The 25,106-nt window shown below is 39.1% G+C and carries 19 protein-coding genes; 12 read left to right on the plus strand and 7 right to left on the minus strand.

The window, feature by feature from the left end:
- The gene (locus G6N06_RS13775; RefSeq protein ID WP_163517349.1) at nt 1–615 is read left to right on the plus strand and encodes a deoxynucleoside kinase; all 615 of its coding nucleotides are present in this window, start codon (nt 1–3) and stop codon (nt 613–615) included.
- Between the two features lie 118 nt (nt 616–733).
- Nucleotides 734–2,806 (plus strand): polyphosphate kinase 1, encoded by a 2,073-nt coding sequence (gene ppk1, locus G6N06_RS13780; protein WP_163517350.1) that lies wholly within the window; start codon nt 734–736, stop codon nt 2,804–2,806.
- Between the two features lie 259 nt (nt 2,807–3,065).
- Here the strand turns inward: ppk1 and G6N06_RS13785 are convergent, their stop codons facing one another.
- From G6N06_RS13785 to G6N06_RS13810, 6 genes are all read right to left on the minus strand, one after another.
- Nucleotides 3,066–4,103, minus strand: coding sequence for an App1 family protein phosphatidate phosphatase (locus tag G6N06_RS13785; protein ID WP_163517351.1), 1,038 nt, complete (start codon nt 4,101–4,103; stop codon nt 3,066–3,068).
- A gap of 1 nt (nt 4,104) precedes the next feature.
- Nucleotides 4,105–5,370: an MgtC/SapB family protein gene (locus G6N06_RS13790; protein WP_163517352.1), complete on the minus strand. Its 1,266-nt coding sequence runs from the start codon at nt 5,368–5,370 to the stop codon at nt 4,105–4,107.
- 77 nt (nt 5,371–5,447) lie between these two features.
- A complete protein-coding gene (locus tag G6N06_RS13795; protein ID WP_163517354.1) occupies nt 5,448–7,844 on the minus strand; it encodes a sodium-translocating pyrophosphatase in 2,397 nt (798 codons plus the stop codon).
- Between the two features lie 117 nt (nt 7,845–7,961).
- Nucleotides 7,962–8,489 (minus strand): inorganic diphosphatase, encoded by a 528-nt coding sequence (locus tag G6N06_RS13800; protein WP_163517355.1) that lies wholly within the window; start codon nt 8,487–8,489, stop codon nt 7,962–7,964.
- Between the two features lie 449 nt (nt 8,490–8,938).
- A complete protein-coding gene (locus tag G6N06_RS13805; RefSeq protein WP_163517356.1) occupies nt 8,939–11,437 on the minus strand; it encodes a DUF5686 and carboxypeptidase-like regulatory domain-containing protein in 2,499 nt (832 codons plus the stop codon).
- 80 nt (nt 11,438–11,517) lie between these two features.
- Nucleotides 11,518–12,495, minus strand: a complete 978-nt coding sequence (locus G6N06_RS13810; protein ID WP_163517357.1) for a pyruvate dehydrogenase complex E1 component subunit beta — start codon at nt 12,493–12,495, stop codon at nt 11,518–11,520.
- A gap of 617 nt (nt 12,496–13,112) precedes the next feature.
- Between G6N06_RS13810 and G6N06_RS13815 the strand changes: the two genes are divergently transcribed.
- The 5 genes from G6N06_RS13815 (at nt 13,113) to G6N06_RS13835 (ending at nt 18,714) form a co-directional block, all read left to right on the plus strand.
- On the plus strand, nt 13,113–13,859 hold the full coding sequence (locus G6N06_RS13815; protein ID WP_163517359.1) for an electron transfer flavoprotein subunit beta/FixA family protein: 747 nt from the start codon (nt 13,113–13,115) through the stop codon (nt 13,857–13,859).
- 115 nt (nt 13,860–13,974) lie between these two features.
- A complete protein-coding gene (locus tag G6N06_RS13820) occupies nt 13,975–14,937 on the plus strand; it encodes an electron transfer flavoprotein subunit alpha/FixB family protein (protein WP_163517361.1) in 963 nt (320 codons plus the stop codon).
- 197 nt (nt 14,938–15,134) lie between these two features.
- Nucleotides 15,135–15,743, plus strand: a complete 609-nt coding sequence (locus G6N06_RS13825) for a bifunctional nuclease family protein (protein WP_163517363.1) — start codon at nt 15,135–15,137, stop codon at nt 15,741–15,743.
- 12 nt (nt 15,744–15,755) lie between these two features.
- Nucleotides 15,756–17,462 carry a nucleoside transporter C-terminal domain-containing protein gene (locus G6N06_RS13830; RefSeq protein ID WP_163517364.1) on the plus strand — a complete coding sequence of 569 codons (1,707 nt, stop codon included), beginning with the start codon at nt 15,756–15,758 and terminating at the stop codon, nt 17,460–17,462.
- A 427-nt stretch (nt 17,463–17,889) separates the two neighbouring features.
- Nucleotides 17,890–18,714, plus strand: coding sequence for a thymidylate synthase (locus tag G6N06_RS13835; protein ID WP_163517366.1), 825 nt, complete (start codon nt 17,890–17,892; stop codon nt 18,712–18,714).
- 137 nt (nt 18,715–18,851) lie between these two features.
- On the opposite strand, the gene G6N06_RS13840 is transcribed toward G6N06_RS13835, so the two are convergent.
- Entirely contained in the window at nt 18,852–19,148 is a 297-nt protein-coding gene (locus tag G6N06_RS13840; RefSeq protein ID WP_163517367.1) for an isoamylase early set domain-containing protein, read from the minus strand.
- 295 nt (nt 19,149–19,443) lie between these two features.
- Here G6N06_RS13840 and G6N06_RS13845 point away from each other — a divergent pair, with 295 nt between their 5' ends.
- From G6N06_RS13845 to lspA, 5 genes are all read left to right on the plus strand, one after another.
- Nucleotides 19,444–20,346, plus strand: coding sequence for a dihydrofolate reductase (locus G6N06_RS13845; protein ID WP_163517368.1), 903 nt, complete (start codon nt 19,444–19,446; stop codon nt 20,344–20,346).
- 10 nt (nt 20,347–20,356) lie between these two features.
- The gene (locus G6N06_RS13850) at nt 20,357–21,631 is read left to right on the plus strand and encodes a chloride channel protein (protein WP_163517370.1); all 1,275 of its coding nucleotides are present in this window, start codon (nt 20,357–20,359) and stop codon (nt 21,629–21,631) included.
- 66 nt (nt 21,632–21,697) lie between these two features.
- Nucleotides 21,698–23,254 (plus strand): NAD(P)/FAD-dependent oxidoreductase, encoded by a 1,557-nt coding sequence (locus G6N06_RS13855; RefSeq protein WP_163517371.1) that lies wholly within the window; start codon nt 21,698–21,700, stop codon nt 23,252–23,254.
- A gap of 309 nt (nt 23,255–23,563) precedes the next feature.
- Nucleotides 23,564–24,457, plus strand: a complete 894-nt coding sequence (fabD, locus tag G6N06_RS13860; RefSeq protein ID WP_163517373.1) for an ACP S-malonyltransferase — start codon at nt 23,564–23,566, stop codon at nt 24,455–24,457.
- 3 nt (nt 24,458–24,460) lie between these two features.
- Nucleotides 24,461–24,961 carry a signal peptidase II gene (gene lspA, locus G6N06_RS13865; RefSeq protein ID WP_163517375.1) on the plus strand — a complete coding sequence of 167 codons (501 nt, stop codon included), beginning with the start codon at nt 24,461–24,463 and terminating at the stop codon, nt 24,959–24,961.
- The last annotated feature ends 145 nt before the right edge of the window (nt 24,962–25,106 follow it).

Raw genomic sequence — 25,106 nt, forward strand, 5'->3', positions numbered from 1 at the left:
ATGCATGTTGCAATCGCCGGAAATATTGGCGCTGGGAAAACCACGCTCACAAAATTATTAGCCAAACATTATAGATGGGAGGCGCAATTGGAAGATGTTGTTGACAATCCGTATTTGGATGACTTTTACAATCAAATGGAACGCTGGAGTTTTAACTTGCAGGTCTATTTCTTAAACAGTCGATTTCGACAGGTCCTGCAGATTCGTGAAAGCGGGAAGGACATTATTCAAGACCGTACCATCTATGAAGATTCCCATATTTTTGCACCCAACCTACATGCCATGGGACTTATGACCAACAGGGATTTCGAGAATTACCGAGCGTTATTTGAATTGATGGAGTCCTTTGTTCAGGGTCCAGACCTCTTAATTTATCTTCGCAGTTCCATTCCTAACCTGGTCAAGCAAATCCACAGTCGGGGAAGAGAGTACGAAAACTCCATCAGCATTGATTATCTAAGCCGATTGAACGAAAGATATGAAGCTTGGATCCACGGATATAACAAAGGAAAACTCTTGATTATTGATGTTGACAATTTAGATTTTGTTTCAAATCCTGAGGACTTGGGAAGTATTATCACCACGATTGATGCAGAAATTCATGGATTATTTTAAGACCTTATCATTTTTCTAACACTCTTTTACGCTAAAAAGTGTATTTTTCCATTTCTAAATTTTTTTGAAATAAGTTTTAGAAAATTCTGAAAGAGAGATCGACTATTGATATTCATTTATGGCATTACCTTTATATAACACTAAATATTATCATCGTGATCTTTCATGGTTACGCTTTAACCATCGCGTTTTGCAAGAAGTTGCAGACAAGCGCAATCCACTTTATGAACGCATCAAGTTCATGGCCATTTTTTCATCCAATTTAGATGAGTTTTTCAGGGTCAGGGTTTCCGATATAAGGCAGGTCAAGGATTTAGATAAGGCCCTTCGTAAAAAATTGGTCAGCAAACCTAATCGCGTACTCGCCGAAATCAAAGTACAAGTCGATCTGCTCCAAGAGGAATTCGGCCAAATTTTTCAGAACGAAATCATCCCGGACTTAAAGAAAGAAGGGATCCATTTGATAAAATATAAGGATTTTTCAGAAGCGCAAAAAAAGGTAGCTAAAGACTATTTCGAATCTAACCTAAAATCTAAAATTGATTTTAAAAATTCGATTTTTTCGACAAAAGATTCTGTCTTTGTAGAGAACGAAAGCTCCTATATAACAGCATCAATCTCAAAGGATAAATTTCAAGTGGTTCAAATACCAAAAGATGAACCTCGTTTCTTTGTGTTTCCAAGTCTTCATGCAGGTAAGAGTTCTCAACCAACTATAGAAAACGAAGCGCATTATATCACATTTATTGATGATATCATCAAATACAATCTCTACAGGACGCAACCGGAACTCGACTTATCCTATTATGCCATCAAAATATCTCGGGATGCTGAACTTTATATTGAAGATGAGTTTTCTGGTAATCTCATGGAAAAAATTAAAGCATCGCTTCCTATGCGTGAGACAGGTCAGGCCACTCGAGTCTTGATTGACAGGCGTATGCCAGAGAGTTTCCAAAAGATCCTGAAAAAAGCTTTGGATGTTACCAATGTAGATGTGGTCTTAGGAGGCAGTTATCATAATTTTAAGGATTTTTTCAATTTCCCAAATCCAACCAATAAAAACTTTTATTTTGAAGAATTTCCACCACTTGATCATCCGGTGACTTCAAAGTTTAACTCTATGTTTGAAGCTATTGACACTAAAGATCAATTGGCCCACTATCCCTATCAGTCCTTTGAGCCCGTTATTAAACTGTTGGAGGAGGCCGCAGAAGACCCGAAAGTGACAACTATAAAGATGACACTTTATCGGGTGGCGGAGGAATCACGTTTAAATAATGCCATTGCAAGAGCTGCCAAAAACGGAAAAAAGGTCATTGTTTTTATTGAGGTCAAGGCACGTTTTGATGAAAAAAACAATTTGAAATGGGGTGAGATTTTTAAAGAAAATGGCGCTCAGGTGATCTACAGCTATCCTGGAATTAAAGTCCATTCCAAAATAATATATATTGAACGTCAAGTTGATGAAGTAATTAAGCCGTATTGCTATATTGGGACCGGAAATTTTAACGAAAACACGGCAACCCTTTATACCGATTTTGGGTTGATGACCAACAATAAAAAAATTACTGAGGATCTCAATAAGCTGTTTCTGGTCCTGGAAGGTATTTTTATCGTACCTAAAGCAAAAAAATTATTGATCTCCCCTTTTAACATGCGCAATAAATTTGTGAGTTTGGTTGAACGGGAGATCCACTTGGCCCAAGCTGGAAAAGAAGCTTATATGATCTTGAAGATGAACAGTCTGGAAGATAAAAAAATGATCAAATTGCTTTATGAAGCCAGCAATAAAGGAGTTAAAATCAAATTGTTGGTAAGGGGCATGTGCAGTTTAGTACCAGGAATCAAAGGCCAAAGCAAAAACATAAAGGTCACCAGTATTTTGGATCGGTTTTTAGAACATGGCCGCATTTATATTTTCGGAAATGGAGGTGATGAAAAAATGTATATCGGTTCTGCCGATTGGATGACTCGCAATTTATCCCATCGCATTGAGGTGGTCACCCCTGTTTTGGATCCTGAGAACTTTAAAATCATAAGGGATGTGATTGACATTGAAATGGCGGACAATGTAAAGGCCCGAATTATTGATGCAGATCAGAAAAACGAGTACGTAAAAGCCGGAAAAAAACCGGAGATTCGGTCGCAGTATGAGATTTATGAGTATTTCAAGAGGCTGAAATCTTAGATTTTATAGCGTTGTGGATGAGAGTTGATTACATAAGATTGCGGTCTGAACTCTGCTGAAAGCTATCTAACGAAATCAGTGAGAATCATAAACAATCAGCGTTATCTGCGTTCTATCAATCAAGAGGCTGGAATACAGACCTGCCCGTTCGGGTTTAGCTGGTGACGTTGAAACTTATTCAGACCTTTCTCAATATCAAGATCCCGCTAAAATGCGGGATTAGTTCAACCAACTATGTTGTATGCGCACATCGTGCCTGTCAAAATAGGGTTTCACTAATAAACCCATTCTCACGGGCATGCTCCATAGCTTGTTTACTGCTATCCACCAGAAGTACAGGCGTTGTTTTATAATTCTCATATATGCCTTTTACCCGTAGCATTTTCCTTTTGTGTTTAACGCTTCTTAAATAAATGGCTAGAATCCGGTCAGGATGAAGCTCTGCTATTTCCAAATAAATATCAGCATCGTGTTCGCCACTGTCACCAATTAAAATGAGTTTCAGTTTCGGATAAGTCTTTAAAATGTTCAAAATTTCTTGCTGCTTCCGAGGCTTTTCTTTGTTTTTCTTCCGATTGAGGAAGTTTCCGAAATCGCGAAGGAGAATTGGACCTTTTGGGAAATTGTTCTTCTTTAAAAAAAATTCCAAGTAGCGATACATATTCCACGGACTATGGCTGACATAAAAGATGGGATTTGCCTCATTGCCAGTTTTGCCCCGATGCAAAAGATGATAAAATTCAGCAGCACCTTCCAGCGGAGATCGTTTTGAAGCACGTTTCAAAAAAGTATTATAGATGACCCGCCATTTCAGTGTCGACACCAATCCCGTATGTAAAATGGTATCATCAATATCGCTCGCCACACCAAATGAAACCTCTTTTGAATCCTGTCCCTGACTCAAACCTGGAATCAACATTTCTCCAGGAAATCGATTTTCCAATTGAATAATACGCTTGGATGTAAAATCCTTGTACGCCACTTCAAAAGACACCCAACCTTCTTCATTGGCCAAAACGTCTAAACCTTCCACCTTTTCATCCAAAAGAAAATAACCTTCATCATCGGTCACCGTTTCAAAAATCCGGCCGTCAGATAATTTCAACAGCAACCTGGCGTGTCTTATTTCATCCGATTCAAAGCGTTTATAGGCATTGATCAATAACTTAATGGGATGCTTACCTTCCAAATCGATAGATTCGTCTTCAAGAGCCCGTCCTCTTACATACAGATGTGATGAAGTGCCATAACTTTGAAAAACGATGACCTGCAAGGGGTCTTTTTTAAATAATCCCATATTATAAATGCCATGAATCCGGCCAAAGCCATAGTATCAGTAATCCTCCAAGAATGGCCGCTCCAAAAAAGAGGGCCATCCATTTTGTCAATTGTTTTGTCCCCAAGATGGCGCAAAGTACAATCTTGAATAATAAATTGGACAATGAAGCCACGACAATCAAGCGCCAGCCAAAGTTTGCATCCAGTCCGCTTCCAATACTTTTCGAGAGCGACAAGGTTATGGCATCCTTATTTGCCAAGCCCCCTACAAAAGCGGCAACATACAAACCTTTATCACCTAATTCTTGTTGAGTAAATGCAACCGCCAAAAGAATAATGGCATAAATGGCACCAAACATCAGAGCGCTTGTTAGTTGCGCCGGATTTTTTGGTTTTGGCATGTCGTCAGACTTACTTTTCTTATTGATGAGATAAAAAAGAACGACGGAGAGGCCAATCATCATTAAAAATAAAGCCACGATAGGCAATACGACTTTAGAAAGTTGACTCGGGATAACCGCACCAATTTCTATCATTACTCGAACCAACGACACCGTTGCCGCCGAGAAAATGACAAATGCAGAGGCCTTATGAATATTTTTACTTTTTTTGGTGAATCGGGCGTAACTGACTGTGGTTGCTGTGCTGCTGATAATCCCACCCAAGATGCCGTTGGATAAAATCCCATATTTTTTCCCAATAAATTTATAGATAAAATACCCAATAACGCTGATCCCGACAATTAAAGTCACCATAAGCCAGATATTCCGTAGATTTAATACGTCGAAGGGTCCGAAGGTTTTATCTGGTAAAATTGGAAGGATAATTAAACTGATACCTGCCAAAATCATGATGGCTGAGACATCATTATCTTCCAAATCGCCAATAAACTTATGGAGATGATCTTTAACATAGAGTAGAATGGCAATGGCAGCACCCATAATCACACCTACCACACGATCTCCAACCACCAAATAAGCTCCAATGGCAAACATCATCAGGGCGGCCATTTCAGTGGTCTGGCCCATGGTAGGATTGTCCTGCTTTTTAAGCTTCATTATATTGGCGGTAATGAGCATAGCCGCCATCGCCAACCCAATAAGAGGCAATACATACGGATTGTCATAAAGCCGTGTCAAAAAACCAGCAATCACACCTAAAACGGATATAAGCGTAAAGGTTCTAACCCCAGCAATCTGATCCTTATTATGCTTCTCACGCTGCATCCCGACCAGAAGGCCAAGACCAAATGCGATTCCTAATGTGGTGAGATCCTCATAATTCATAAGGACTAAGTTAATAAAAAAAGAAAAGGCTACATCATGGAGATATAGCCTTTCTTAAGAATTTTATTACAGATTATTTATTTTTTATTCTCAGCTTGTAATTTGGCAACAGCTGTTTTTACTTCTTCCAAAGTACCTTCGAGAACACTCTCTTCTTCCATTACTTTACCATTATCCGTAAACGTCTTCGTCACGACAGCTTTAGCATTGTCAGCATCTACAGAAATCATTTCTATTTCTAAGGCCTCTGTAACGCCATTGGTAGTTTCGACAAATTGTGTACTAGTTACCGTACTTGTGATAGCGTGTCCTCCTAAAATAGGCGCGATTACCAAACCGATCAAACAAGTCAACTTGATTAAAATGTTCATAGATGGTCCAGACGTATCCTTGAACGGATCTCCAACGGTATCTCCGGTAACGGCTGCTTTATGCGCCTCTGAACCTTTATAGGTCATTTCTCCGTTGATCAATACACCAGCCTCAAAAGATTTTTTAGCATTGTCCCAAGCGCCACCAGCGTTATTCTGAAAAATGGCCCAAAGAACACCACTCACAGTTACTCCGGCCATATAACCTCCTAACATTTCGGCAATAGCCAAATTATTCATTCCGAAAATCATTGGTACGAAAGCAATGAGCAATGGAAGGCCAATGGTCAACAAGCCCGGGAGTATCATTTCTCTTAAGGATGCTTCTGTCGAAATAGCCACACATTTATCGTATTGAGGCTTTGCAGTACCTTCCATGATCCCTGGGATTTCCCTGAACTGACGGCGGACTTCCTCAACCATCTGCATGGCCGCTTTTCCGACCGCATTCATTGCCAAAGCAGAAAATACTACCGGAACCATTCCGCCAACAAACAACATGGCCAACACGGGAGCTTTAAAAATATTAATACCGTCAATTTCCGTAAAAGTAACATAGGCAGCAAATAAGGCCAATGAGGTCAATGCTGCTGAGGCAATAGCAAAACCTTTACCAGTGGCGGCCGTTGTATTTCCTACGGCATCCAAGATATCAGTACGCTCTCTGACAATAGGATCTTGCTCACTCATTTCGGCAATACCGCCTGCGTTATCCGCAATCGGTCCGAAGGCGTCAATAGCCAATTGCATTCCTGTGGTTGCCATCATTGCTGATGCCGCCAAAGCTACTCCGTAAAATCCGGCAAAAGCATAAGATGCCCATATTGCACCCGCAAATAAAAGTATTGAAGGAAATGTAGAAATCATTCCTGTAGCCAAACCTGCAATAATATTGGTTCCTGCTCCAGTACTTGATTGCTCTACGATTTTTAAGACTGGTTTTTTACCCAATCCTGTGTAAAACTCAGTAATTGAAGAAATCATCGCCCCGACAAACAATCCGACCAAAGTGGCATAAAACACACGCATGGAAGATATATCTTGAAGGCCTTCACCAAAGAAATCCATTTTCATGGTTTCCGGCAACATCCAAGTGACCAAAACATAACAAGAAATAGCAACAAGGGCAATAGACACCCAGTTCCCGAGGTTTAAAGCGCCCATAACCTGTGCTTCTTTGGCATCATTACTTGTGATTTTTACCAACATGGTTCCTATTACCGAAATGATAATACCTGCACCTGCAATGGACATCGGCAATAAGACAGGTCCAATCCCGCCAAACGCATCTGTAATGGCACCACCCATATCCTTAATTACATAATTCCCTAATACCATAGCCGCTAAAACAGTCGCCACATAAGAACCAAACAAATCGGCTCCCATCCCGGCAACATCACCTACGTTATCACCCACGTTATCTGCGATGGTTGCAGGGTTCCGCGGATCATCTTCCGGAATACCAGCTTCAACTTTACCAACCAAATCAGCTCCAACGTCGGCTGCTTTCGTGTAAATTCCACCACCAACACGAGCAAATAATGCAATAGATTCAGCACCAAGAGAAAACCCTGCAAGAGTTTCCAAGACGATTGTCATATCCATAGTGTTGGTCCATGTACTATCCATAAAGAACCAAAAGAAAAAGATAAAGAATGCCGTCAAACCCAAAACTGCCAAACCGGCAACTCCAAGCCCCATCACAGTACCTCCACCAAAAGACACCTTCAGCGCATTTGGCAAACTCGTTTTTGCGGCTTGTGTAGTTCTGACGTTAGTTTTAGTGGCAATTTTCATTCCAATATTACCAGCAAACGCTGAAAATACTGCCCCAAAAATAAAAGCAATGACAATTAACCAATGGGTTGTTGGCACGACAAAAGAAACAATGGCGAGCAAAATACTCACCACGACAACAAAAATAGATAACAAACGATATTCTGCATTTAAGAATGCGAGTGAGCCTTCGTAGATATAATCTGAAATTTCTTTCATTCTACCATCTCCTGCATCTTGTTTCAACACCCATGATTTCTTAATGAGCATGTAAATTAACCCTAAGGCCGCCATTGCAATTGGCATATAAATCATCATTGATTCCATATTATAGTATTAGATTGGATTGTTTTAAACGGGTGCTAAAGTAATAAAATCAATGAGAAATAAAAAACCCCTTAAGCTTTATAAGAGGTTCTTGATAATTATATGAAGTGAAATGTCCTAAATAGTGAAGTTTCCATTGGTTTTATGCTCACTATTTTCATAACGATCAACGCATTTGTTGACGATGTCATAAGCCACTTCTGCAGTGCCCCAACCACCAACATCAACTTTTTTCTTTTCCAAATCTTTATAAACTTGAAAGAAATGCTCTATTTCCTTAACTTGATGTTGATTTACATCTGATAGATCGTTAAGCGTATTCCAAATAGGGTCTGAAACTGGCACACAGATAATCTTTTCGTCATTTCCCATTTCGTCCGCCATATGGAAAACACCAATTGGTTTTACTTCCATAACACACATTGGAAATGTTGGTTCGGTTCCTAAAACCAAAACATCCAACGGATCACCGTCCAAGGCTAAAGTTTCCGGAATAAAGCCATAATCGGCAGGATACATCATGGAAGAAAACAGCAATCGGTCAAAGCGGATTTTCTTTAATTCAAAATCGTATTCAAATTTGTTTCGGCTTCCTTTAGGTATTTCAATCAATACGTCAAATGTTTTTTTTCCTTTAGCACTCATGGTGTTTATTTATTTTAATAGCCTTTTGATTAGTGGCTTATGTTACTTGATCTTCATTTTTTTGCGGCGTGCAAAGATACGGAAGTGTTTGTTATGTACAATTGAATATGGGGCGAATTTTCATTTTGGGAGGTTAGCGCTCCTAAATTTTAACTCAAAGAACATTGATCACATAAACTTTCTTTGGATAAAAGACAATCAATTCATTTATTGACAATACTATAATGAAATCGATGTTTTAGTGGTGTTTAAAAAAATTGCATCGTTACAGATGGGCAATCTACCAATTAATTAAAACATCATCATAGCATTTTTATCTATGACAGGAAGGTCAGAAAGAATATTTCTGTCCTATCTTAATTTTTAAAAACCATTCAAAAATATGAAGCACATAAGAAATGATGTCAATGTCTTACATAAGATTACCTTATGAGCAGGATGACCTAATTTTAAAAATTAAACCCAAAACTTCCCGTTATCCCAAAATTACGAGCACCGGGAGTATCAAGATAGTTGCCTCTAAAGTTAAAATCGATTCTGAAGACCTTAAAGATATTCCCTACCCCAACACTATATTCATAGTATATTTTATCTGTAGGTGCCAGATAGGTTAATCCAGAGGCATTCAAATCTCTGTTAGCTTCTGAAACATCTCCCCAAACACCTCTTACTCCGACGATTTCACGAAGATTCAACTTGCGCAAAAATGGAATTCTTGAAAAAAACCGTCCATTGAAGTTATGCTCCAAATGTAAAGAGGTGTAGGTATCGGTCACAAACTCATAGTAATCCAACTGCGAAAAGGTATTGTATATAGAAAAATAAGATTGGTTACCTGGCACAACATTTAAAAGTCCCAAAGGCACTTCACCAAAAGTTTTACCGGCTTCAATCGTAGTGGTCAGCCTTCCGTAGGCACCTATATGCCACGGTTGGATATAAGAAAACTGGACCTTGGTATAATCAAAATCACTTTTCAATATGGATTTATCTCCTCGAGTCACTTGCGCAAACAAACTTGGAAAGCCATCATTGGAGATATGTCGCTCCACCCCAAAACCTGTCATCTTTCGTCCTGGATAATAGGAAACAGAAAAGGCATTTTCATACTGTACAATCTCAGATTCTGTGGTGGTTTGAGTCTCATCTGCGTAATAATCCAAGCTAAACGTATCCGAAGCGGAAATCAGCGTTTTATAAGTTCCACTCAGTCTGAATACCAAATTTCTCACAGGTTCAAGTTCCATGGCCACGGTTGTAAAATTCACACTGGTCAGCTTATCGTTGGTACTGGTCCCAAATAGGGATGATGACGCCAAACTTCTACCTAAAACATCTGTGGATGAGGTTAGATTAACCCCTATTTGTTCGACATCGCGGCGATGACCCGCTGAAACAATAAATCGGTTCCGCTTGTCAATCAGCCATTTTCCAGAAATACCATATTTGAATTTATCATCTTTAAATCCGTAAGCTAAAAATCCCTCCAATCGCCAAAGATCGTTCGGACCAAAATATGTTCTACCTCCTGTTCTAAGCCGGATACCTTCCACTTCATTAAAACCAAAAGTGGAGAAAATAGGACCATAATCAAAATTGATATCCGTAAATTCAACGTAGCCTGATGCTAAAATACTTCCCAAATTATATAAGCGCTTGAATTTTTTGACAGTTTTAAGCGTATCCAACATTTTATAAACGCCCTTTTCATCCTGACTCAAGGCTTCCATTCGGTTGGCTTCCCAGAAGTCATCACCTCTGTTATAAATATCTTCATTATAGTTATACACTTCTTTGCTATAAAATTTATCGTCTTTGGGAATGTCAAACCTATAGTTATCATAAAGGGTGGTACGCTTTCCATAAATACCCCGTGATTTCTCTTTTTTATTAAAGGCGAAATCCGACATAAAATAATCTCGTTTAATCAAGAAAATGGAGTCATTCAAAACTTCAAACTCCTGTTCGATATAAATTTCCTTTACCCAGTTGATATTTGCACTTTTTGATGCCTGCATATTAATCTCCTTTATGGCGAAAGTGGTGTCATTGACCCAAAAATTGCCTTTAAAGGTGAGCTCGTTCTTTCGACGTGGATAATAGATAATGTTATAGCACCATTTATTATCTATAAATGTACTATCGCGAAGGACATAATTATAGGTGTTGATACCCGTTCTTGACAAGGGGCTTACAAAGCTTTTATCAAAAAACTTGAGGTAGTTGTCATAAATATCAAAGTCGGAATAGAGATCGTCTACAAAGTCAATAATAATCTGATTATTGCTAAATCCGGAATTTTTATTCCCTTTAAGATCTTCCTTTTCTCTCTTTTTTAAATTATCACCAAACACTTTGCTCCGTGCTTCGTTTATAAAAATGGGCAGATAGGTCTTCCCTGTGACCTTACTGGTATCAACTTGGTCAAAGACAAACTCCATGCCCCTAAACAATTTGCTTTTGATCAAAGCACTGTCGATAGTATTGATGTCAAACTCCACTTTTTCGTACTTGTCATACTCGTATTGCTTAAATTGGCGCAATCCGTTTTGACGTTTGCGCTCCCAAATTTTCTTTAAAATGCCAATGGCAGGGTTTTCACTTTCTTTTTTAGACTGTTTTCCAGTAACAATAAAAACCTCGTCCAATTGACCGGCATCTTCTTTTAAGATGAATTTTAAATCGTAGTTGACTTTCTTTGTCAGCGGAATCTCTAAAGTCTCATAGCCGATAAAAGAGATAATGAGTGTATCGTAGGTGTGTTCAGATTCCAAATAAAATCGACCATTTTCATTTGTAATGGTTCCCTCGGTTGAACCTTTAAAAAGCACATTGGCATAGGCAACGGAAACATCGTCTTCATCAAACACATAACCACTCACCTTGGTTTGGGCGAAGACGGAACATATTCCGAAGAAAAAAAGTAGGACGCTAAGATTTAGGTTCATAAGACAAAAAACTTCATCAACACAAGTGTCAATGAAGTTATAATAACGTGCTCCCGATAATTATCGTATCGGGAACGATTTTATTTATACATTACTTTTTTAACTGCTTTTACCACCTCATTGCTATCAGGCAACCATTCCCTAAAAAGTCCTGGTGAGTAAGGGGCTGGCGTATCGGCAGTATTGATTTTTACGACCGGTGCATCCAAATAATCAAAGGCTTCTGATTGAACAATATAGGTTATTTCTGTAGAAATGTTTCCAAACGGCCACGCCTCTTCCAAAACAACCAATCTGTTCGTTTTCTTTACCGATGTTAAGATTGCTTCCTTATCCAAAGGACGAACGGTTCTCAAATCGATGATTTCACATGAAATGCCTTCCTTTGCCAATTCATCCGCAGCTTTGAATGCTTCCTTAATAATCTTTCCAAAAGAAACAATGGTCACATCTGAGCCTTCACGCTTAACCTCCGCAACGCCTAGTGGAATGGTATATTCACCTTCAGGAACTTCTCCTTTGTCACCGTACATTTGCTCACTTTCCATAAAAATAACAGGATCGTCATCACGAATGGCAGATTTTAAAAGACCTTTCGCATCATAAGGTGTTGATGGTACCACTACTTTCAATCCTGGAGTGTTGGCAAACCAGTTTTCAAAAGCCTGAGAGTGAGTTGCTCCCAGCTGACCTGCCGAAGCGGTTGGGCCTCTAAATACGATAGGACATGGAAACTGACCTCCTGACATTTGTCTGATTTTAGCCGCATTGTTGATAATTTGATCAATCCCAACCAAGCAGAAGTTAAAGGTCATATATTCCACAATTGGACGACAACCGGTCATGGTTGAGCCAATGGCTACACCAGCAAAACCAAGTTCTGCAATGGGTGTATCAATCACACGTTTGGGTCCAAATTCGTCCAGCATCCCTTTTGATGCCTTGTAGGCACCATTATATTCTGCTACTTCTTCACCCATCAGATAAATATTCTCATCACGACGCATTTCTTCGCTCATGGCTTCACAGATAGCCTCTCTAAATTGAATTGTCTTCATTCACATCTTCGCTTCACTTTGGTTTGCTCAGGACATTTGGCTCCGTCGTTCCAAAGAGAAGAACTTTTTTAGTTAATGTTATAAATCGAGTAGCAAAAGTAACAATTATTGATAATAAAATAACAACATTTTTAAGCGAATAAAACTGAAGCTTCTAAAGTTCTTTAGATTTAAGGAAATCTAACATTTCTGTAAGCACAAAAAACACCCAAATTCACATTATTGCTCTAAGCAGTTCTCCACGAAGTCGCACAAAAAAATACGCTTGAATCAGAAATCAGACTAATGGAACGCCTCTATACTTAAGATTTCCGACTTAATGAATCATAAAGAATATTCGCTTACTCAAAATAACCCATAATAGAATCAGATTTGATTCCTAAGTTCAAGTTATTATAGCACTCATTCATATAGAATCTTCAGAAATTCATTAGAATTTTATCGCATTAAGAACGAAATCGTCAAAAAAGTAATTTTTAGCAAAATTTATTATGCATGCATAGTAAGTATGTCGTCTAAAATAATTAACTTCGTAACCTGTTCCGATAGGCAACAGTTTTCAGTGGAAGTTTCCTGTATTCTTCCCCAAAACTATTAATTTATTAAAATTATAAAACATGAAAATACTTGTATGTATTAGTCACGTACCTGATACGACTTCAAAGATTAATTTCACGGATGACAACACCAAACTTGACACAAATGGAATGCAATTTGTCATCAATCCGAATGATGAATTTGGCTTAACGCGAGCGATGTGGTTTAAGGAAAAACAAGGTGCCACCGTGGATGTTATTAACGTTGGTGGTCCAGAAACTGAACCTACCTTACGCAAAGCATTGGCAATTGGTGCTGATAGCGCTATTCGTGTCAACACCCCCGCCACCGATGGTTTTGCAGTTGCCAAACAATTGGCAAACGTGGTTAAAGATGGCGGCTACGATTTGGTTATCGCAGGCCGTGAATCTATTGACTACAATGGCGGTATGGTTCCAGGTATGTTGGCCGAATTAATTGATGCCAACTTTGTGACCAATTGTATCAGTCTCGAAGTAGAGGGCACAAAGGCCAAAGCAGTTAGAGAAATCGATGGCGGAAAAGAAACGGTTTCTACATCCTTGCCACTTGTTATTGGTGGCCAGAAAGGCTTGGTTGAAGAGAGCGATTTGCGTATTCCAAACATGAGAGGAATAATGCAGGCACGCCAAAAGCCATTAAATGTAGTAGAGCCAGTTGAAGCCACCAAAGAAACAACCACCGTTAAGTTTGAAAAACCAGAACCAAGAGGGGCTGTGAAAATGGTGTCTCCTGATAACCTGGACGAACTGGTGAACTTACTTCATAATGAAGCGAAGGTTATATAAAATTCCGAAATTGAATTCCAATCCAAAACCTTGGAACTTGGAGTTTGACCATTGAAAATTTAGAAATTAATCATGAGATTTCCACTTTCGTGGGAATGATAAAAAATAAAAGATTATGTCAGTTTTAGTATATACAGAATCAGAAGAAGGAAAATTCAAGAAAGTTGCTTTTGAAGTGGCTTCTTACGCAAAAGCTGTTGCGGACCAAATGGGGACGACGGTAACTGCAATCACCATTAACGCCAATGACGTTTCAGAATTGGGGGCATATGGGGTTGATAAAGTATTAAAGGTAAACCATTCAAAGTTGGATGACTTTAATGCCAAAACATACGCCAATATTATCAAACAAGCAGCTGAAAAGGAAGGTACAAAGGTAGTTGTGGTCAGCTCAAGTGCCGACAGCAAATACCTTGCACCATTATTGGCGGTTGGTTTAGATGCCGGCTATGCCTCCAACGTGGTTGAAGCACCAAAAAGTGTATCGCCATTTACAGTAAAACGCACTGCTTTCACCAATAAAGCGTTTGTCTTTTCAACTATTGACACCGACGTAAAAATTGTTGGGGTTTCAAAAAATGCCTTCGGATTAAAAGAACAATCTGGAAGTGCAACTGCTGAAGATTTTTCGCCATCCATTCCAGAGAACGGAGTTCATGTGGACTCAGTTGAGAAGGCTACCAACACCGTAACCATTGCAGATGCAGAAATTGTAGTTTCTGGTGGACGCGGCCTGAAAGGCCCTGAAAATTGGGGAATGATTGAGGATTTAGCCAAAGTATTGGGTGCAGCCACAGCGTGTTCAAAGCCAGTTTCTGATTTAGGTTGGAGACCGCACGGCGAACACGTAGGCCAAACCGGAAAACCTGTGGCAGCAAACTTATATATTGCCATTGGCATCTCCGGAGCTATCCAACACTTAGCGGGTATCAATGCTTCTAAGGTAAAAGTAGTGATCAATACGGATCCAGAAGCTCCATTTTTTAAGGCCGCAGACTACGGTGTAGTGGGCGATGCATTTGAAGTGGTTCCAAAACTCACAGAAAAATTAAAAGAATTTAAGGCACAAAACGCTTAAATTTCTTAACTTGTAGCAGCAATGCGACTGGTGCAAAAATTAGTTGCCATAAATGCATGACCAAAATCCAAAAAAGGTTTCATGCATTTGTGGCAAAAATTTTCACAATCTTTTTTCTCTGGGGCTCTTCCCAAAAAAATATAGTGATCACAGTTGGTAAAGTCCTAATTTAAGCAGTTATTTGTCTTTTATTTTATATGAGTTTAGTCCGATTGAACATAAAGGGAATATCCTATAGCCAAACGCAAAATGGTGCGTATGCCCTGATATTGAATGAAGTAGATGGCGATCGCAAACTCCCAATTGTCATTGGAGCTTTTGAGGCTCAATCAATTGCCATTGCTCTCGAAAAGGAAATTCGCCCACCACGCCCATTAACCCACGATCTTTTTAAAAATTTCGCTGATCGATTTGATATTGTTGTCAAACAGGTCATCATTCATAAATTGGTAGATGGTGTGTTTTATTCCAGTTTAATCTGTGAACGTGATAAGATTGAAGAAATCATAGACGCCCGAACGAGTGACGCCATCGCTTTGGCACTTCGTTTTCAGGCACCAATTTTCACTTATAAGAACATCCTAGACAAGGCTGGAATCTATCTCAAAGTAAATCCTCAAAAAGATGAAGAGCAGCAAGACAGCATCCTTCTGGATGATCTGGTAGCTGAGGAAATAGAATCTACCATACAGGATGACTACAAAAACAAAACCTTAGCAGAACTTCATACCTTATTGGAACAAGCGGTTTTAAGCGAAGATTATGAGTTGGCCGCAAAACTGAGAGATGAAATCTCCAAACGCTAAACAATCTATCAGATGAAACATTTCTTTTTAGCTTTTATAGCTATTTTTTTTGGAGTAATAACCACATTAGCACAAAGCATAGAAAAGAAATGGCAATTGGAAGCCGTCCAAGATAATCAAGGTGTCCATCTTTACAATATCAATTCAGATACGGATGTCTTAAATCTTTCAGACGGTGACTTCGTCTTATATTTAAAGGCCAAAGACACGAGTGCATCCAAAGGCAATTATATCACCCAAAACAAATTGCTAGTCTTATACTATGACAATGCATCCGAAGATATTGAGCGATTTAAAATCAAAAACTTAACTGATTCGACATTAGTTCTTCAAAAAGAAGAGGCCAACTATATTTTTTCTACGCCACATACCCCATCAATTGTCACAGAAGCGGCAACCAGCAGCATAATTGCCAGCCAGGGCTTTACAATGTCCAGCTTGCTCCGTGGAGCCTTAGGCATGTTTGTATTGCTATTTCTATCTTATATATTGAGCCAAAACAGGAAAGCCATCAATTGGAAAACTATTGGCTTCGGACTCGCAGCACAGTTGTTATTGGCCATTGGAGTTTTGAAGGTTCCGTTTATACAAAAAACATTCGAAATCGTTGGAAAGATGTTCGTAAAAGTCTTGGAATTCACTCAAGCGGGAAGTGAATTTCTACTTGGAGGCATGATGGACATCAGCAGTTTTGGGTTTATCTTTTTGTTTCAGGTATTGCCGACCATTATTTTCTTTTCCGCGTTGACCTCAGTCCTATTTTATTTAGGAATAATTCAAAAAGTAGTAGCAGGCATGGCTTGGATATTGACCAAGCTCTTAAAGATTTCTGGTGCAGAAAGTTTGAGCGTGGCCGGTAATATTTTCTTAGGCCAAACGGAAGCCCCTTTAATGATCAAGGCCTATTTGGAGAAAATGACAAAATCTGAAATTCTTTTGGTCATGATTGGGGGAATGGCCACTGTTGCCGGCGGGGTATTGGCTGCTTATATCGGATTTTTAGGTGGTGAAGATGAAGCCCTTAAGCTGTTTTATGCCAAACATTTGTTGACAGCCTCAGTGATGGCTGCTCCAGGGGCAATCGTGATTTCGAAAATGTTATACCCTCAACAAAAACCAATTAATACAGAGATTGAGGTTTCTCAGGAAAATATTGGCTCTAATATTCTGGATGCCATTGCCAATGGCACAACCGAAGGTTTAAAATTAGCCGCCAATGTTGGGGCCATGCTTTTGGTTTTTATTGCTTTTATAGCGATGATCAATTATGGGTTTGGGAAACTCGGAAATGTGACTGGTTTAAATGCATTAATAGCCAATAACACTCCTTATGCGGCGCTCTCGTTGGAATTTATTTTAGGTTATATTTTCTCGCCTTTAATGTGGCTCATTGGTGTTGCCAAGGAAGACATGGCACTCATGGGTCAGTTGCTAGGTATCAAATTGGTGGCGAGCGAGTTTGTTGGCTATATCCAATTGGCGGAACTTAAGAATGTCGCGAACGTGACCCATTTGAAGTTCGAAAAATCAATTATTATGGCCACGTATATGTTATGCGGATTTGCAAACTTTGCATCCATCGGTATTCAAATTGGCGGCATAGGGTCTTTGGCTCCAGGACAACGCAAGACCTTATCCGAATTTGGAATGAAAGCACTTATTGGCGGAACCATTGCATCATTACTGTCTGCCACTATTGCGGGAATGATTATTGGGTAAACAGTTCCTGCGAAGGCAGGAATCTTAAAGTTTTAAGTTCGTAACATCACTTCATCATCAAATTTAATATCACACTATAGTACTGAAACATTTATTTATAAAATTTCATTTTTAATCTAATTGGTTTTTGAAATAATAACTCAGCTATTTGGTATATAGATAATTAAATACTCCTGAATTAGGTTTAGATCGCTATAGGAATTATAAATCTCAAAACCTTCCATATCTTTTTTAACCATTATAGCGAATGGATTAGAACATTCCTTAATGCATAAGTAGTAATCCTACAACTGAAGCCTCGTAACTTTTCATCTTATAACTTTAACACACATATCACTTCGGGAAGTTCTTAACTTTCTTTAATTTTGGCATTTAAGTAAAATAAACGTCTAATTTAATGAGATTCCCACTTTCGTGGGAAATAAATATGAAACAATATCACGACCTCGTAAAGCATGTATTAGAAAACGGCACCCAAAAAGGAGACCGGACCGGAACTGGGACCAAAAGTATTTTTGGATATCAAATGCGTTTTGATCTTAGTGAAGGATTCCCGATGGTGACCACTAAAAAACTCCACCTAAAATCCATAATTTACGAATTACTCTGGTTTTTAAAAGGTGATACCAATATCAATTACCTCAACGACAATGGTGTTAGAATCTGGAATGAATGGGCAGATGCCAACGGCGACCTAGGCCCTGTTTACGGACACCAATGGCGAAATTGGAACAATGATGAGATTGATCAGATCAAAGACATTGTAGACACCCTTAAAAACAACCCCAATAGCCGGCGTATGTTGGTTTCGGCCTGGAACCCTTCGGTATTACCAGATACCTCAAAGTCATTTTCAGAAAATGTGGCCAATGGGAAAGCGGCGCTCCCTCCTTGTCATGCTTTTTTCCAATTTTACGTTGCTGACGGCAAACTCTCCTGTCAGTTGTATCAACGAAGTGCGGATATCTTTTTAGGAGTTCCTTTTAATATTGGCTCCTATGCGCTCCTCACGATGATGATGGCGCAAGTATGTGGTTATGAAGCAGGTGATTTCATCCATACCTTTGGCGATGCACACATTTACAATAACCATATTGAACAGTTAGAGTTGCAATTGTCCCGAGACATCAGACCGCTTCCAAAAATGATGTTAAACCCCGATGTCAAAGATATTTTCGACTTTACGTTTGAAGATTTCACTTTGGAAGATTACAATCCACATCCACATATTAAAGGAGCAGTTGCGGTTTAGATCGCGATTTTTATCTGCTCATAAATTAGGATTGCGGAACTGCCCAACTGAAAATATACAGATTATAGATAGGTTGTAAAATAAAAAAGGTGTTTTCCAATTGGAAAACACCTTTTTTATTTTACTTAAAGATTCTGTTACAGATTCAAAACTGCATTTTCTCCGCCAAACTCATTCATTTTGTAAGCATCAGCGCCTTCATCGTTGGTGAAAGTACCATCTATCAGATATCTAAACTCATAAGAGTTGTCTTTTTCTAAATCTATAGTACCTTTAAACGTTCCGTTCTTTAGTTTCTTAAGCTGTAAAGCCTTTTTTTCATTCCATTCATTAAAAGTTCCTAAAACACTTACCTTTTTAGCGTCTTCAGCAGGTACCGTAAAAGTCACCTTACAAATAGGTTTACTTTTTAAGTATTGTTTTGTAATTGCCATAATTCAAATTAATTGATTTTGCGGCAAATATAAACATAATTCAACAAATTAAATCATTTAACCATCGCAATACCAAAGATTTATCATTTCCTTAATAATGTGTTTCAATTTATTTCAACTTAGTAATGAAACCTACATTCCATTATCGTATCATCAGCATTTCTAATTTTCTTTCACACTGATTCTCAATACATTCACCTTAGAATCACTTTATTTTATGACTTATATTAAAGAACACAGGATTGAATTAACCATTTCATCAAAAAAAACTAACTTTACATAAAATTTCAACCTCATGTTCGGCAAAAAAAAACCTGTAGAAAAAATAGACAAAGAGCAACTAGAGCTCATTGAAACTGCACAGCGCAGAATAAAGCAAAAGAAACGTTTATACTACCATTTTGTAATCTTCTTGATAGGTGCACTTTTTCTCATCCTTTTAAACACCGTGATTGGCATAGGAGAACAGACCAAGATATGGGGATTGGATTGGTTTGTATTTGCCATATTAGCTTGGTTATTTCTTTTTGTTTTCCATCTTTTCAATGTGTTTATTACTCATAAATTTATGGGCAAGTCGTGGGAGGAGGCCCAATTGAGCAAGTTGGTAGCCAAACAAAAAGAACGTATTTCAAAACTTCAGGCAGAGGTTGAAAAGACGCATCCTTTGGAATCTACTGCTCTGACTGAAAAAAAAACGAAAGTCCATAAAAACCTTACCCTCATTGCTGCGGCCGGAGAAAATGACACCATCGGTAAGGACAACCAGCTGATCTGGCATTTGAGTGACGATTTAAAACGTTTTAAGACCTTGACCTCCAGTCATTGCATTATTATGGGAAGAAAAACTTTTGAGAGTTTCGGCAAACCACTTCCCAATAGAACGCACATTGTTATTACACGCCAGCAGAAGTACCAGGTTCCTCCTGGTGTTATTGTGGTGCATAATATTGAGGATGCTCTGGATGCCGCCAAAAATGATCCGCAACCATTTATTATTGGCGGTGGAGAAATTTACCGACAAGCCATGCCTTATGCCGATAAGATTGAATTGACCCGCGTTCATGAACGTTTTGATGGGGATGCCTTTTTTCCAAAAATAGATCCTTCTGTTTGGATGGAAACCGAAAACATCTCTCATCAAAAAGACGGGAATCACAAATACTCTTTTTCATTTGTTACTTACCAAAGAAGATAAAGCCTAAAAAGTGAAGCTTAAAAGAAGAAGGAAGTTAGTTACCTACCTTAATATTCTAGATCAACCCATTCGGTTCAACCCGTTTTTATTCAGTAGAAAATTTATCCTTTGGGCATTTCTAGGTCTTTTTGGCGGGGTCATTGCTGGATTATATTGGTTGGTCCTTGAGTATTTTACACATCAATTGGCCAATTTTGATGGCTGGCTTGTCATTCCAACCATGGCCATCTGCGGCTTGTTGGCTGGTTTGATCATTCATTTCATTGGAGACCCAGGTGAGATCCATTTGATTGTCAACAATATTCGGTTTAATAAAGGAAAGCTTGATCCTAAGAACAATCCGTCCATGATCTTATCTTCCTTACTGTGTATTGCATCAGGTGGAAGCCTCGGCCCAGAAGCACCGTTGGTCCAGGTAGTCGGATCAGCGGGCACTTGGTTTGGTAAATTATTCCGTTTAAAAGGTGAAGACTTACGCTCCATGAGTATTGCTGGGATGGCATCCGGTTTTACGGCCATGTTTGGCGCACCTTTAGGGGGAAGTTTGTTCGCACTTGAAATTCTGCATCATAAACATGCGGTTGAATATTATAAAGCGATCATGCCCGCATTCGTGGCCAGCTGTTTTAGTTATTTGGTGTTTGCATTGATCACAAGATTGAGCTTGGGTGCACTCTGGAATTTGCCATCCTACGAAATGTTGAGCAAATTCGATTTCTTATATGCGGTGTTTTTTGCCATCATCGCCACTTGTTTTGGTTGGTTGTTTATTTTTTGCACCAAAACCCTAAAGCAGCTGTTTTCTAATTTAGTAGTTCCTATTTATATAAAAACGCTCATTGGCGGTATTTCTTTGGGCATTATTGCATATTATCTGCCATTGACGAGATATTTTAGCCATTACGAACTTAACACACTCCTGCTCAGTGACTTTTCACTCAAAATGCTCATCGCCATTCTAATATTCAAAATTATAGCCATTGCGATAACGGTGACTTCAGGGTGGCGGGGCGGTTTTATTATTCCTCTGTTTTTTTGTGGCGCCACCTTAGGATTGATCATTCATCAATTTATTCCTTCTATAAGTCTATCGCTAACTATTGTGAGTTGTATGGCGGCCATAAATGCATGTGTCACGAGAACGCCTATGAGTACTACAATTCTATTAGCCACACTAACAGGTTTTACCTATTTCATTCCCATCTTGTTTGCCAGTTTAACTGGATATTTCTTAGCTCCCAGAATTCCGTTTATCACTTCCCAAATGGAGAATGAAGAAAATTAGATAGGTCCAAAGGTTTTAATACACTCCTTCACCCTATCCTACTTGCTTTTTAATTAATTTTGCATCATGATAACAGACATTCAGCTTCGTGTAAGCCTTCAAGAGGAGAAGCGTCCAGATATTTTAACAGATAAAAGTGCTGAATTTCTTGGTATTCCTAAAACTAAGATTTCGGGGGTTAAAGTCCTTCGAAAATCCATCGATGCCAGAAAGAAGCAGATTATCTTCAATTATAAAGTGGCAGTTTACATCAACGAACCTGTTCCTGAAACTTCTGATTATCACTTTGATTATCGCGATGTATCCAAAGCAAAACCCGTTCACATCATCGGTTTTGGACCTGCGGGAATGTATGCGGCACTGCGGTGTGTAGAATTGGGGTTTAAACCCATTGTACTGGAACGTGGTAAAAATGTTCAAGACCGACGCCGCGATTTGAAAGCCATCAATCAGGATCATTTTGTAAATGAAGATTCCAATTATTGTTTTGGCGAAGGCGGGGCAGGCACTTACAGCGATGGTAAATTATACACGAGAAGCTTAAAACGAGGCGATGTCCGTCGGATTTTTGAGAATCTCGTTTTCCATGGTGCTACCGATCAGATTTTGGTAGATGCCCATCCACATATTGGCACCAACAAACTCCCTAAAGTCGTTCAAAATATTCGAGAAACCATCACAAATCATGGTGGAGAAGTCCACTTTAACACCAAGGTCACCGACTTTATTATAAAAGATAATACTATCAAGTCGCTTGTACTTCAAAATGGCGAAGCGATGGACGTCAACAAGGTCATTTTGGCCACAGGGCATTCTGCAAGAGATATTTACTATCTGCTCAATGATAAAAATATTGCGGTCGAAGCCAAGTCCTTTGCCATGGGTGTTCGGGTGGAACATCCACAACATATTATTGATTCCATACAATATAGTTGCAGTGGAGATCGTGACGCCTTATTGCCGGCCGCTTCTTACAGTATCGTAGAGCAAGTCAATGGCAGAGGTGTTTATTCATTTTGCATGTGTCCTGGCGGATTTATCGTGCCTTCAGCCACAGCAAATGGTGAGGTGGTGGTCAATGGCATGTCGCCGTCCAAACGAAACAATCAATTTGCAAATTCAGGCATCGTGGTTGAAATTAATACCCATAGGGATTTATATAAATATGAACATTTCGGCGTTTTTAAAGCTTTGGAATATCAAAAGAATTTAGAGCAGTTGGCGTTTACCGCTGGCGGCAGAAGCCAAACCGCTCCAGCCCAACGTTTAACAGATTTTGTGGAAGGTAAACTTTCGGACAGCCTCAACCCGAGTTCGTATCAACCGGGATTGAAATCGGCGCCGTTACACTCCTTACTTCCTAAACTTATTGGCTCTAGTCTGCGCAACGGATTCAAAATTTTTGGTGAAAAAATGAAAGGTTATTATACCGAAGAAGCCAACATTATAGGCGTAGAATCACGAACATCCTCACCAGTGAGCATCCCCCGAAATGAACGCTTAAAACATCCTCAAATTTCAAATCTCTTCCCTTGTGGCGAAGGCGGCGGTTATGCAGGTGGCATTGTTTCAGCGGCAATGGATGGTGAACGTTGTGCGGAAGCAGCTTGTGGAGAGGTTTGATGGATTGTTGATTGATGATTGATGATTGTTGATTGTTGATTGTTGATTGTTGATTGTTGATTGTTGATTGTTGATTGTTGATTGTTGATTGATGAAAAATAGTTGTTCCACAAAGTTCCACCTAGAAGACACAAAAAACACAAAGAAAGAAATGAAAAGGCTCGGTGATTAGTAATTAGCGATTCTTGTTGTAAAACTTGAAACATTGAACTCAAAACATAAACTTTTGAACTTTGAGTTCTCTCCTAAGGAAGTATGACTGCCTCTAAAAAAATATTCCTATTTTTGCACAACTAAAAATTGACAAAAATGAACGCATACATATTTCCAGGTCAAGGGGCCCAATTTACCGGAATGGGATTGGACCTTTATGAAAAATCAGCCGAAGCCCAAGAGCTTTTTGAAAAGGCCAATTCAATTTTAGGTTTTCCTATCACCGACATCATGTTTGAAGGTTCCGCAGAAGACCTTAAAGAGACTAAGGTGACACAACCAGCCATCTTTTTACATTCGGTGATTTTAGCCAAAACTTTAGGCGGCAAATTTAGACCGGACATGGTAGCAGGACATTCATTAGGTGAATTTTCAGCATTGGTTGCCAATGGCGCTTTATCTTTTGAAGACGGATTGAAATTGGTATCTACACGTGCTTTGGCCATGCAAAAGGCTTGCGAAGTGACACCAGGTACTATGGCCGCCGTTTTAGGCTTGGAAGATGCGATTGTTGAAAATGTATGCGCTAAAACAGAAGGCATTGTTGTAGCAGCTAACTACAATTGCCCTGGTCAATTGGTCATTTCAGGTGAAGTAGATGCGATCAACCGTGCCTGCGAAGCTATGAAAGAAGCAGGCGCGAGACGCGCTTTGGTATTGCCAGTTGGAGGTGCATTCCATTCTCCTTTGATGGAACCTGCAAGGGAAGAGTTGGCAGCGGCTATTGAAAACACACCGTTCAGCAAACCTAATTGCCCGATCTATCAAAACGTTACCGCAAGTGCAGTGATCAATGAAAATGACATCAAAGCTAACTTAATCTCTCAATTGACTGCACCGGTACGCTGGACACAATCGGTTCAACAAATGATTGCAGATGGGGCTGTTTTATTCACTGAAGTGGGTCCAGGAAATGTATTGCAAGGTTTGGTTAAAAAAATAAACAAAGAGGCACAGACCGCTGCAGCATCGTTCACACCTAATTCATAATCCATGAAGTTATCCAGAACAGCAAGCATCATCTTATTGATCTGTGCCAATATTGCTATAGATCAAATTTCAAAATTCATCGTTAGGGCCAAAATTGCAACCAATGAAGTGATTGAGCTCATAGGCGACACCTTTATCATGACCAAAGTAGAAAACTCGGGCGCATTTTTAGGTATGGGAAGTGAGTTGAGTCCGACATTAAAATGGATCTTATTATTGATTTTGCCGGTCATTGTATTAGGTGGGGTGTTGTATTATATCATCACCAACAAAACCTTGGATAGATTAAGCCTGATTGCATTTTGTTGCATTGTAGGTGGTGGGATTGCCAACGTTTTTGATCGATTTATGTACGGATCAGTGACCGATTTTTTTCATATCGATTTAGGTGGCGTATTCAGAACCGGAATTTTTAACGTTGCCGATATGTCTGTAAGCTTTGGAATGATCTTGTTGGTTATTGCAAGCTTTAAACAGAAGAAACAAGAAAAAGTAAACGCATAAAAAAAGCCTCAAATTATTGAGGCCACTGAAAAAGCATCTCATTTTTAGTGATTACTTTAAAGAAGCGATAAAATAAACCGAAATTTATTTTATCGCTTCTTTTTTTGGATCTGTTTTGACGAAGCTGATTAGGCTTTACCACAAC

The sequence above is a fragment of the Gelidibacter japonicus genome, from assembly GCF_010725055.1.
GTDB classification, from domain to species: domain Bacteria; phylum Bacteroidota; class Bacteroidia; order Flavobacteriales; family Flavobacteriaceae; genus Gelidibacter; species Gelidibacter japonicus.

Coding starts and splice junctions, on each gene's coding strand:
- G6N06_RS13835 (WP_163517366.1), top strand. CDS start 17,890: ATGAAACAATATCACGACCTCGTAAAGCATGTATTAGAAAACGGCACC.
- G6N06_RS13855 (WP_163517371.1), top strand. CDS start 21,698: ATGATAACAGACATTCAGCTTCGTGTAAGCCTTCAAGAGGAGAAGCGT.
- G6N06_RS13805 (WP_163517356.1), bottom strand. CDS start 11,437: ATGAACCTAAATCTTAGCGTCCTACTTTTTTTCTTCGGAATATGTTCC.
- G6N06_RS13815 (WP_163517359.1), top strand. CDS start 13,113: ATGAAAATACTTGTATGTATTAGTCACGTACCTGATACGACTTCAAAG.
- fabD (WP_163517373.1), top strand. CDS start 23,564: ATGAACGCATACATATTTCCAGGTCAAGGGGCCCAATTTACCGGAATG.
- lspA (WP_163517375.1), top strand. CDS start 24,461: ATGAAGTTATCCAGAACAGCAAGCATCATCTTATTGATCTGTGCCAAT.
- G6N06_RS13795 (WP_163517354.1), bottom strand. CDS start 7,844: ATGGAATCAATGATGATTTATATGCCAATTGCAATGGCGGCCTTAGGG.
- G6N06_RS13840 (WP_163517367.1), bottom strand. CDS start 19,148: ATGGCAATTACAAAACAATACTTAAAAAGTAAACCTATTTGTAAGGTG.
- G6N06_RS13810 (WP_163517357.1), bottom strand. CDS start 12,495: ATGAAGACAATTCAATTTAGAGAGGCTATCTGTGAAGCCATGAGCGAA.
- G6N06_RS13825 (WP_163517363.1), top strand. CDS start 15,135: ATGAGTTTAGTCCGATTGAACATAAAGGGAATATCCTATAGCCAAACG.
- G6N06_RS13775 (WP_163517349.1), top strand. CDS start 1: ATGCATGTTGCAATCGCCGGAAATATTGGCGCTGGGAAAACCACGCTC.
- G6N06_RS13800 (WP_163517355.1), bottom strand. CDS start 8,489: ATGAGTGCTAAAGGAAAAAAAACATTTGACGTATTGATTGAAATACCT.
- G6N06_RS13820 (WP_163517361.1), top strand. CDS start 13,975: ATGTCAGTTTTAGTATATACAGAATCAGAAGAAGGAAAATTCAAGAAA.
- G6N06_RS13785 (WP_163517351.1), bottom strand. CDS start 4,103: ATGGGATTATTTAAAAAAGACCCCTTGCAGGTCATCGTTTTTCAAAGT.
- ppk1 (WP_163517350.1), top strand. CDS start 734: ATGGCATTACCTTTATATAACACTAAATATTATCATCGTGATCTTTCA.
- G6N06_RS13845 (WP_163517368.1), top strand. CDS start 19,444: ATGTTCGGCAAAAAAAAACCTGTAGAAAAAATAGACAAAGAGCAACTA.
- G6N06_RS13790 (WP_163517352.1), bottom strand. CDS start 5,370: ATGAATTATGAGGATCTCACCACATTAGGAATCGCATTTGGTCTTGGC.
- G6N06_RS13830 (WP_163517364.1), top strand. CDS start 15,756: ATGAAACATTTCTTTTTAGCTTTTATAGCTATTTTTTTTGGAGTAATA.